At 72.1% G+C, this 9,853-nt stretch carries 11 protein-coding genes; 6 read left to right on the top strand and 5 right to left on the bottom strand.

The annotated features are described in order from the left end of the window. Positions 1 to 24: 24 nt before the first annotated feature. Positions 25 to 207 carry a ribbon-helix-helix protein, CopG family gene (locus tag RIM90_RS17850; protein ID WP_159533996.1) on the bottom strand — a complete coding sequence of 61 codons (183 nt, stop codon included), beginning with the start codon at positions 205 to 207 and terminating at the stop codon, positions 25 to 27. A gap of 155 nt (positions 208 to 362) precedes the next feature. Between RIM90_RS17850 and RIM90_RS17845 the strand changes: the two genes are divergently transcribed. The 3 genes from RIM90_RS17845 to thpR all read left to right on the top strand — a co-directional run bounded on the left by RIM90_RS17845 (position 363) and on the right by thpR (position 2,892). Continuing rightward, positions 363 to 800 carry a MarR family winged helix-turn-helix transcriptional regulator gene (locus tag RIM90_RS17845; protein ID WP_159533994.1) on the top strand — a complete coding sequence of 146 codons (438 nt, stop codon included), beginning with the start codon at positions 363 to 365 and terminating at the stop codon, positions 798 to 800. Between the two features lie 34 nt (positions 801 to 834). Next, a complete protein-coding gene (locus tag RIM90_RS17840; RefSeq protein WP_309061707.1) occupies positions 835 to 2,202 on the top strand; it encodes an MFS transporter in 1,368 nt (455 codons plus the stop codon). Between the two features lie 117 nt (positions 2,203 to 2,319). Beyond that, the gene (gene thpR / locus RIM90_RS17835) at positions 2,320 to 2,892 is read left to right on the top strand and encodes an RNA 2',3'-cyclic phosphodiesterase (RefSeq protein ID WP_309061706.1); all 573 of its coding nucleotides are present in this window, start codon (positions 2,320 to 2,322) and stop codon (positions 2,890 to 2,892) included. Between the two features lie 132 nt (positions 2,893 to 3,024). Here thpR and RIM90_RS17830 read toward each other — a convergent pair whose 3' ends face one another. Both RIM90_RS17830 and RIM90_RS17825 read right to left on the bottom strand, forming a co-directional pair. Continuing rightward, entirely contained in the window at positions 3,025 to 4,017 is a 993-nt protein-coding gene (locus RIM90_RS17830) for an aldo/keto reductase (protein WP_309061705.1), read from the bottom strand. A 145-nt stretch (positions 4,018 to 4,162) separates the two neighbouring features. Beyond that, positions 4,163 to 4,840, bottom strand: a complete 678-nt coding sequence (locus RIM90_RS17825) for a GDSL-type esterase/lipase family protein (protein ID WP_309061704.1) — start codon at positions 4,838 to 4,840, stop codon at positions 4,163 to 4,165. 108 nt (positions 4,841 to 4,948) lie between these two features. On the opposite strand from RIM90_RS17825, the gene RIM90_RS17820 reads away from it, so the two are divergent. Next, complete coding sequence (locus RIM90_RS17820) at positions 4,949 to 5,926, top strand: WD40 repeat domain-containing protein (protein WP_309061703.1); 978 nt, start codon at positions 4,949 to 4,951, stop codon at positions 5,924 to 5,926. Between the two features lie 28 nt (positions 5,927 to 5,954). Here the strand turns inward: RIM90_RS17820 and RIM90_RS17815 are convergent, their stop codons facing one another. Continuing rightward, the gene (locus RIM90_RS17815; protein ID WP_309061702.1) at positions 5,955 to 6,749 is read right to left on the bottom strand and encodes a TetR/AcrR family transcriptional regulator; all 795 of its coding nucleotides are present in this window, start codon (positions 6,747 to 6,749) and stop codon (positions 5,955 to 5,957) included. A 105-nt stretch (positions 6,750 to 6,854) separates the two neighbouring features. Between RIM90_RS17815 and RIM90_RS17810 the strand changes: the two genes are divergently transcribed. Together RIM90_RS17810 and RIM90_RS17805 are read left to right on the top strand one after the other, a co-directional pair. Next, positions 6,855 to 7,829, top strand: coding sequence for an ATP-binding cassette domain-containing protein (locus RIM90_RS17810; protein ID WP_309061701.1), 975 nt, complete (start codon positions 6,855 to 6,857; stop codon positions 7,827 to 7,829). Continuing rightward, positions 7,826 to 8,647 (top strand): ABC transporter permease, encoded by an 822-nt coding sequence (locus RIM90_RS17805; protein ID WP_309061700.1) that lies wholly within the window; start codon positions 7,826 to 7,828, stop codon positions 8,645 to 8,647. Before RIM90_RS17810 ends, RIM90_RS17805 begins: the two co-directional genes overlap by 4 nt. A gap of 61 nt (positions 8,648 to 8,708) precedes the next feature. On the opposite strand, the gene serC is transcribed toward RIM90_RS17805, so the two are convergent. Beyond that, complete coding sequence (gene serC, locus RIM90_RS17800) at positions 8,709 to 9,827, bottom strand: phosphoserine transaminase (protein ID WP_309061699.1); 1,119 nt, start codon at positions 9,825 to 9,827, stop codon at positions 8,709 to 8,711. Positions 9,828 to 9,853 lie beyond the last annotated feature (26 nt).

Genomic DNA, 9,853 nt, shown 5'->3' with positions numbered 1-9,853 from the left:
CGACCCGGTCGGCCCGGTGCCGGGTCAGGTGACGCCGTAGAACTTCTCCGTCTCCTCGACGGCGGCCTGGAACCGCTGGTCGAAGTCATCGCGCATGAGCGTCCGGACGACATAGTCCTGGACGCTCATGCCGCGTTTGGCGGCATGGTGCCGGAGCCGCTCCAGCAGCTCGTGGTCCATGCGCAGGCTGAGTACGTCGGTCCCCATGGGCACGAGCGTTGCCGCATTCTTCGGCGCCGCGTGTCGTGTTCCGCGGATTGATCACCCGTACGAGTGATCTCGGGCGCCCGTGGCCGGAGTCACGGGCGGTGAGGCTCGCCCCGACTGGTCTTTAGCGAGAGTAATGAGTTACGCTAAAGAACATGCCGGACTTCAGCCATGGCGACGACGCAGCCGCCGTGAACGCCCTTCGATCCGCCGTGATGCGGCTGTCCCGTCGGCTCAAGCACCAGCGCGTCGACGAGTCGCTCAGCCCCACCGAGATGTCGGTGCTCGGCACCCTGGCCCGCTGCGGGCGGGCCACCCCGGGTGAGCTCGCCCGCAAGGAACACGTCCAGCCGCCCTCGATGACCCGCATCGTGGCCCTGCTGGAGGCCAAGGGCCTGGTCCGGCTGGAGCCGCACCCCGACGACCGGCGCCAGAAGGTCGTGACGCAGACCGAACAGGCCGAGGCGATGCTCGAGGAGAGCCGCCGCAAGCGGAACGCGTTCCTGGCGTCGCTGGTCGAGGGCCTCGACGAGGACGAGTGGGCGAAACTCCGCGCCGCCGCCCCCGTGCTGGAGAAACTCGCGCACCTGTAGGAAGACCGCAGCAGCAGCTAGGAGGCGAACCCCTTTGAGTTCGGGTCCCGGAGCAGCTTCCGTCCCCGCACCTGACCGACACGACCCCCCGACCGCCCCCGACACCGCCGCCCGCCGCACGTCCTCGATGTTCTCCTCGCTGAGGGTCAGGAACTACCGCCTGTTCTTCCTCGGCCAGGTGGTCTCCAACATCGGCACCTGGATGCAGCGCATCGCCCAGGACTGGCTGGTGCTCAGCCTCACCGGCTCCGCCACCGCCGTCGGCATCACCACGGCCCTGCAGTTCCTGCCGATGCTGCTGTTCGGCCTGTACGGCGGCGTCCTGGTCGACCGCCTGCGCAAGCGTCCCACGCTGCTCGTCACCCAGTCCGCGATGGCCCTCACCGCGATCGCGCTCGCCGTCCTCACCCTGACCGGCCACGTCCAGGTGTGGCACGTCTACGTCGCCGCCCTCGCCATGGGCCTCGCGACCGTCGTCGACAACCCGGCCCGCCAGTCCTTCGTCTCCGAGCTGGTCGGCCCCGACCAGCTGCAGAACGCGGTCAGCCTGAACTCCGCGAACTTCCAGTCCGCCCGCCTGGTCGGCCCCGCCGTCGCGGGCCTGCTGATCACCGGCGTCGGCACGGGCTGGGCGTTCCTCCTCAACGGCCTGTCGTTCATCGCGCCGCTCACCGGCCTGCTGCTGATGCGCGCCCGCGAACTCCACGTCGTCGAGCGCGCCCCGCGCGCCAAGGGCCAGCTGCGGGAGGGCCTGCGCTACGTCGCCGGACGCCCCGACCTGCTCTGGCCGATCGTCCTGGTCGGCTTCGTCGGCACCTTCGCCTTCAACTTCCCCGTCTACCTCTCGGCCTTCGCCGACGACGTCTTCCACGGGGGCGCGGGCGCCTACAGCATGTTCAACACCCTGATGGCGGTCGGCTCCCTGGCCGGCGCGCTGCTCGCCGCCCGGCGCGGCACGGCCCGGCTGCGGCTGCTCGTCCTGGCCGCGCTGGCCTTCGGCGCGCTGGAGATCGTGGCCGCCGGGGCGCCGGCCCTGTGGATGTTCGCCCTGCTGATGATCCCCATCGGCCTGTTCGCGATGACGGTCAACGTCACCACCAACACCAGCATCCAGATGTCCACCGACCCGGCCGTGCGGGGCCGCGTCATGGCCCTGTACATGATGGTCTTCCTCGGCGGCTCGCCCGTCGGCGCCCCCGTCGTCGGCTGGATCACCGACACCCACGGCGCCCGGGTCGGCCTCGCGGTGGGCGGCGCGATCGCGATGACCGCGGCGGCCCTGATCGGCCTGATCCTGGCCAGGCTCGGCGGGCTCCGCCTGTCGGTCGGCTGGCACCGCGGCCACCCGCGGGTGCGGTTCGTGCCCCGGGAACGGCAGGAGGCGCTGGCGCCGGTGGCGTAGCGGGCGGTGGCCGGCCGCGGGGGAGGCCGCCGGTGTCGAGGACGAGGCCGACGGCCGTCCCGGTCGGTGACCAGGACACGCGTGAGCGCACGTGCGTTCCCCTGTGAGACTGGACGCATGAGACTCTTCGCCGCCGTACTGCCCCCCGAGGACGTGGCCCGTGAGCTCGCCGTCGAGGTGGCCCGGCTGAAGAAGCTGCCCGGTGCGGACGGTCTGCGCTGGACCGGCCGCCCCGGGTGGCACTTCACGCTCGCCTTCTACGGCGAGGTCGACGACGAGCTCGTACCCGGGCTGACCGCCCGCATGGAACGGGCCGCGTCCCGCACCCCGTCCTTCGAGCTGGCGCTGCGCGGCGGCGGCCAGTTCGGGCACGGCAGGGCCCTGTGGACCGGCGCGGAGGGCGATGTGCGCACCCTGGGCCTGCTGGCCGACCGGGCCGAGGCGGCGGCGCGCAAGGCGGGCGTGCCGATGGGGGAGCACCGCCGCTACAAGGCCCACCTGACGCTGGCCCGCAGCCGGGACGCCATCGACACGCGGCCGTACCTGGAGGCCCTGGACGGGTTCCGCGGCCGCCCCTGGACCGTGGGCGAGCTGGTGCTGATGCGCAGCCACCTGCCGAGGTCGGGCGTGCCGGGCGAGCAGCCCCGCTACGAGGCGGTCGCGCGCCGGCCGCTCGGGACGGCCGGTTAGGCTCGGGGGCGTGGACCCGAAGACCCGTAACCGGATCATGGCCGGTGTACTCGCGCTGATGTTCGTGGTGGTGGTGCTGGCGGCGGCGCTCGGGAAGTAGCGCCGCCGCCCGTCACCGCGGCGCGCCCGCTCCTACCAGGCGAAGGCCTCCGGAGAGGGGCCCGGACCCGGGAAGATCTCGTCCAGCGAGGCCAGCAGCTCCTCGCTCAGCTCCAGCTCGACCGCCCGCAGCGCGCTCTCCAGCTGCTGCAGGGTGCGCGGGCCGACGATCGGGCCGGTCACCCCGGGGCGGGTGAGCAGCCAGGCCAGGGCGACCTCACCGGGCTCGACGCCGTGCTTGTCGAGCAGGTCCTCGTACGCCTGGATCCGTGCGCGGCCGGCGGGGTCGGCGAGCGTCTCGGCGGCCCGCCCGGAGGCGCGGCGCCCGCCCTGGACCTCCTTCTTGAGCACACCGCCCAGCAGACCGCCGTGCAGCGGCGACCACGGGATGACGCCGAGCCCGTAGTCCTGTGCGGCCGGGATGACCTCCATCTCGGCGCGGCGCTCGGCCAGGTTGTACAGGCACTGCTCGCTGACCAGCCCGATGGTGCCGCCGCGCCGGGCCGCGATCTCGTTGGCCTGGGCGATCTTGTAGCCGGGGAAGTTGGAGGACCCGACGTAGAGGATCTTGCCCTGCTGGATCAGGACGTCGACGGCCTGCCAGATCTCCTCGAACGGGGTGCTGCGGTCGATGTGGTGGAACTGGTAGAGGTCGATGTAGTCCGTCCGCAGCCGCTTCAGGCTGGCGTCGACGGCCCGGCGGATGTTGACCGCGGACAGCTTGTCGTGGTTGGGCCACGCCTCGCCGTCGGAGCCCATGTTCCCGTACACCTTGGTGGCGAGCACGGTCCTGTCGCGCCGTCCGCCGCCCTGGGCGAACCAGTTGCCGATGATCGATTCCGTACGGCCCTTGTTCTCGCCCCAGCCGTACACGTTGGCGGTGTCGAAGAAGTTGATGCCGGCGTCCAGCGCCGCGTCCATGATGGCGTGACTGTCGGTCTCGTCGGTCTGCGGGCCGAAGTTCATCGTCCCGAGGACGAGGCGGCTGACCTTGAGTCCGGTGCGTCCGAGCTGCGTGTACTCCATGACCGTCCAGCCAACGGCCTGGAGTGCGCTCTATGCAAGAGGGCGATGATCAGTCGCGGGGGAAGCCGTCGGTCCTGAGGACCGGGTCGGCCACGGTGCCGGCCGGGTCGGTGTCGTCGCCGAGGTCCACCTTCGTCCTCGGCGGCTACTCCTCCGCGTACGGACCGCCCAGCCCCCACTCCCGCCACATCGCCTCCGCGAAGGCCGCCGCGATCCTGTGCTCGCCGCTCGCGTTGGGATGCGTGCCGTCGTAGGTGTCGAAGTCGATGTCGTACGAGGGGGAGGGGGTGGCCAGCAGGAGCGGTGAGGACGGTTCGTCCAGGTCTATGACCGTCTTGGCCAGCAGGTCGTTGAAGCGGGTGACCTGCGCGGCGAAGGGGGCGTCCTGCCGGGCGCGGACGTTCGGGGCCACCGGCATGATCACCATCCGTACGGTCCGCCGGGCCGCCCGCGCGCGGGAGACGAAGGCGCGCACGTTGTCCGCCGTCTGGTCCGCGTTCGTGTAGAAGCCCAGGTCGATCAGGCCCAGGGAGACCAGCAGCACGTCCGCCCGGTGCTCGCGGACGGCCCCTTCGATCAGCGGGACCATGTGCTGCCAGCCCTCGCCCCAGCCGGCCAGGTGGGCGCGGGGGAAGTCCGGGTCGGCGTAGGCGTACGAGACCGGGGCCTCGGCGGACTTGTCGTAGAGCGTCTCGCGCGGGCCGACGAACGTGAACGGGCCGCCGTACGCCCCGCACAGGTGCCGCCACAGCCGGTAGCGCCAGGTGTGCTCGCCCGCGCTTCCGATCGTCATGGAGTCACCGACGGGCATGAACCTGAGCATCCGCTCATCATCGTTGATCGCCGTCGTCCGCGGGGTGTGAGACCGGCCACGCGCCCGGGTGACCGGGGACGGCCCCTGAACTGCGGCGCCGGATGGCAGGCTTGGGACATGCGCCGACCCTTCGCCCTGCTCGCCGCGGCCCTCCTCGCGGGCGCCCTCACCGCGCCCGCCGCCTCCGCGGCCGACGGGAACGATGCGTTCACGATCGAGGACCCGCGCATCACCGAGTCCAGCGGACTCGCCGCCTCCCGCCTCCACCCCGGCGTCTACTGGACCCACAACGACAGCGACGACGGCCCCTACCTCTACGCCGTCGACAGCGCGACCGGCGAGACGGTCGCCCGCATCACCCTCACCGGCGTCGGCACGCCCCGGGACGTCGAGGCCGTCGCCGTCGGGCCCGGGAACAGGATCTTCGTCGGGGACATCGGGGACAACCTCGGGGGCACGTGGCCGTACGTGTGGATCTACGAGCTGCCCGAGCCGAAGGAGCTGCGGGACCGGACCGTGCGGGCCACGCAGTACGTCGTGAAGTACTCCGACGGGGCGCGGGACGCCGAGTCCCTCCTCGTCCACCCGAAGACCGGGCGGGTCTACGTCATCGACAAGAAGGAGGAGGGCGGGCACCTGTACGAGGGGCCCGCCCGGCTCTCCGCCTCGGGGAGCAACGTCTTCCGGCCGGTCGCCCCCATCGAGCTGTGGGCGACCGACGCCGCGTTCTCCCCGGACGGGCGGCAGCTCGCCGTGCGCGGCTACTTCGGCGGGATCCACTACGCCTGGAACGGGGGGAAGCCGCAGCGCGAGGGACGGCTGAGCGTGCCGCTCCAGGGGCAGGGGGAGTCCGTCAGCTTCTCCGCCGACGGCTCCCGGCTCCTGTACGGGAGCGAGGGCACCCGGAGCCGGGTCGAGTCCCGGGAGGCGCCCGGCGGGGGCGGGGAGAAGGGGGCGGCCTCGTCCGGTGGGGGCGCGGAGGACCGGGAGGACACCGCCGGCGACGGTTCCGGCGTCGGGGCCGGTGCCCTCGTCGCCGTCGCCGCCGTCTGCGCGGCCCTGTTCGGACTGGGCCGGCTGCGGCGCCGGGGCTGAGCCGGCCCGGGGGCGGGCGGGCCCGGGATCAGCTGTCGCCGGTCCGCCGGGCGACGAGCACCTCCAGGCCGTCCAGCAGGCGCTGCAGACCGAAGTCGAAGTGGTCGAAGTCCTCGGTGAAGGTGTCCTCGGACAGCGCGGCGAGCATCGGGTACCGGCCGCTGCCCATGGCCTGGGTGAGGAACGGCTCCTGCTTGCCCCAGAACTCCTCGTGGCTCAGGCCGGTCTCCTTCGCGGCCTCGTGGGCGTCGAGTTCCATGCGGGCGATCCCGCCGGTGAAGCTCTGCACCGCGATGATCAACGAGATCAGCTCGGGGTCGCTGAGTCCCATGCCCTGGAGCGGGCCCAGGGACGCCTCCAGCGAGCGCAGGGAGCTCGGGCCGAGGACCGTACGGGCCTGGTTGACGCGGAGCAGCCAGGGGTGGCGCCGGTAGTGGGCCAGGTAGGCGTGGGCCATCGCCTCGACCGCCGCCCGCCAGCCGTCCCCGTCCTGCTCCGCCTCCGCGAGCTCCAGCGTCTCCTCCTGCACCCGGTCCAGCATCAGGTCGAGCAGCTCCGCCTTGCCGGGGACGTAGCGGTACAGGGACATCGCGCCGGTGCCCAGCTCGGCGGCGACCCGCCGCATCGACACCGCCTCGATCCCCTCGGCGTCCGCGATCCGGACGGCCGCCTCCACGATCCGGTCCAGGGTGAGACCCGGCCGAGGGCCGCGACTGGGGCGCGGGCCGGTGTTCCAGAGCAGTTCGAGCGTGCGGAGGATGTCCCCGCTCCCGCTGGTCTCCGCACCGCTCCGACGGCTCCTGCCGCCCGCACCGCTCGTCATGCGCCCAGCTTACGGGCCTGCGGGCGGGCCGCGGACAAAAAACCGAGTACGGTGTACGCGCAATCGGGTACGCTGTACTCGGTTGGTTGAACGGGAGGGAAGACGATGGACGGTTACGCGGTACGGGCCGAGGCCCTGGAGAAGCGCTACGGCGAGAAGCGCGCCCTCGACGGCTTCGATCTCGCCGTCCGGGAGGGCACCGTGCACGGCCTGCTCGGGCCGAACGGCGCCGGCAAGACCACCGCCGTGCGCATCCTGTCGACGCTCGTCCGGCTGGACGGCGGGCGTGCCACGGTGGCCGGACTCGATGTCGCCCGGCAGGCGCGCGAGGTGCGGGCGCGGATCGGGCTCACCGGGCAGTACGCGGCCGTGGACGAGGTGCTCACCGGGCGGCAGAACCTGGAGATGTTCGGGCGGCTGTTCCACCTGGGCGGCAGGCGGGCCCGGCTGCGGGCCGCCGAGCTGCTGGAGCAGTTCGATCTCGCCGACGCCGCCGACAAGGGCGTCGGGGACTACAGCGGCGGCATGCGGCGGCGCCTCGACCTCGCCGCCTCGATGATCCTCGCGCCCGCCGTGCTCTTCCTCGACGAGCCGACCACGGGACTGGACCCCCGCAGCCGGGGCGAAGTGTGGGAGTCGGTGCGGGCCCTGGTGGCCGGCGGCACGACCGTGCTGCTGACCACGCAGTACCTGGAGGAGGCCGACAGGCTGGCCTCCCGGATCACCGTCATCGACCGCGGCCGGGCCATCGCCGACGACACCCCCGACGGGCTGAAGAACCTCGTCGGCGGCGACCGGATCGAGGTCGTCGTCGCCGAACGGTCCGAGATCCCGCGGGTGGTGAAGGTGGTCGCCCGCGTCGCGGACGGCGAACCCGAGGCCGACGAGGGCGAACTGCGCGTGCACGCCCCGGTGACCGACCGGGTGGCCGCCCTCACGGACGTGGCGCGCACCCTCCAGGACGAGGGCGTGCGCGTGGAGGACATCGGGCTGCGCAGGCCCAGCCTCGACGACGTGTTCCTGCGGCTGACCGGGCACCGCACGGACGTCTCGCAGAAGAAGGAGGAGGCCGCCGCATGACCACCACCGACCTGACCGCACCGGCCGGCCGCGGCCGTGCGTACTGGCTGCTCGCCGACTGCTGGAACATCGTCCGCCGCGGCCTGACCCACTACCAGCGCCAGCCCGTCAACATCGCCTGGCAGCTCGGCTTCCCGATCCTGTCGGTGCTGCTGTACGGCTATGTCTTCGGCAGCGCCATGAAGGTGCCCGGCGGCGGGGATTACAAGGACTTCCTGATGCCGGGCATGTTCGTGATGACGATGGCGTTCGGCTTCATCAACACCGCGACGGTCGTCGTGTACGACTCGACGAAGGGCGTCATCGACCGCTTCCGCTCCATGCCGATGGCGTCGTCGGCGGTCGTCGCCGGGCGCGGGGTCACCGACCTCCTCATCGCCTGCGCCGAGTTGGGCATCATGATGCTCACCGCGCTGGCCATGGGCTGGCGGCCGGACGGGGGCTGGGGCTTCCTGGCCGCGTTCGGGCTGCTGCTGTGGCTGCGGTTCGCGCTCATCTGGGTCGGCGTGTGGCTCGGCCTGCTCGTGCCCAACCCCGAGGCCGCGGGAGGCCTGTTCGCGGTCGCCTTCCCGCTCACGATGATCTCCAGCATCTTCGTCGCCCCGCAGCTCATGCCCGACTGGCTGGGCTGGGTCGCCGCCTGGAACCCCATCTCCTCCACGGCCGCCGCGGCCCGCGACCTGTTCGGCACGCCGGTCGGCGGCGGGGACTCCTGGGTCGAGCAGCACGCGCTGCTGATGGCCGGGGTGTGGCCGGTCGTCCTGACGGCGGTCTTCCTGCCGCTCGCGGTGCGGAGGTTCCAGAAGCTCAGCCGGTGATCCGGTACGCGTGAGGGCGCCCGGCGGTCCGCCGCCGGGCGCCCTCCGCGCGTCGTTGCTGCTACAGCTTCTCGATCACGTAGTCGACGCACTTCGTCAGCGCTTCGACGTCCGCCGGGTCGATCGCCGGGAACATCGCGACGCGGAGCTGGTTGCGGCCGAGCTTGCGGTAGGGCTCGGTGTCGACGATGCCGTTGGCGCGCAGCACCTTGGCGACGGCGGCGGCGTCGATCTCGTCGGTGAAGTCGATCGTGCCGATGACCTGCGACCGCTTGGCCGGGTCGGCGACGAACGGGTTGGCGAACTTCACGTCCTCCGCCCAGCCGTACAGGGTGCGGGCGGAGGTGGCCGTACGGCGGACCGCCCAGTCGAGACCGCCCTGGCCGTTGAGCCACTCCAGCTGCTCGTTCAGCAGGAACAGCGTGGCGAGGGCCGGGGTGTTGTACGTCTGGTTCTTGCGGGAGTTGTCGATCGCCGTGGGCAGCGAGAAGAACTCCGGGACGTGCCGGCCGCTCGCGTGGATCCGCTCGGCGCGCTCGATCGCGGCCGGGGAGAACACGCCGATCCACAGGCCGCCGTCGGAGGCGAAGGACTTCTGCGGGGCGAAGTAGTAGACGTCGGTCTCGGCGATGTCGACCGGGAGGCCGCCCGCGCCGGAGGTGGCGTCCACGAGGACGAGGGCGCCCTCGTCGGCACCGGCGACGCGCCGGATCGGCATGGCGACACCGGTGGAGGTCTCGTTGTGGGTGAACGCGTAGACGTCCACGCCCGCCTCCGCCTCGGCCTCGGGGTGCGTGCCCGGGTCGGCGGAGACGACGGTGGGCTCGGCGAGCCAGGGGGCGAGCTTCGCGGCCTTGGCGAACTTGGAGCTGAACTCGCCGAAGCTGAGGTGCTGCGACTTGTTCTCGATCAGGCCGTGGGTCGCGATGTCCCAGAACGCGGTGGAGCCGCCGTTGCCGAGGATCACCTCGTAGCCGTCGGGGAGCCGGAACAGCTCGCGGACGCCCTCGCGCACCTTGCCGACCAGGTTCTTCACCGGGGCCTGGCGGTGGGAGGTGCCCAGGAGGGACGTGCCGGTCGCGGCCAGCGCGTCCAGCGCTTCCGTCCGCACCTTGGAGGGGCCCGCGCCGAATCGACCGTCGGCGGGCTTGATGTCAGCGGGAATCTGGATCTCAGCCACGACCGGAGCCTAGCGGCTCAGCGAAA

Origin of the sequence: Streptomyces sp. (genome assembly GCF_031181555.1) — a bacterium.
GTDB lineage: Bacteria > Actinomycetota > Actinomycetes > Streptomycetales > Streptomycetaceae > Streptomyces > Streptomyces fimbriatus.
The sequence above is the reverse complement of the archived record's forward strand: the minus strand, read 5'-3'. Positions and strand labels throughout refer to the sequence as shown.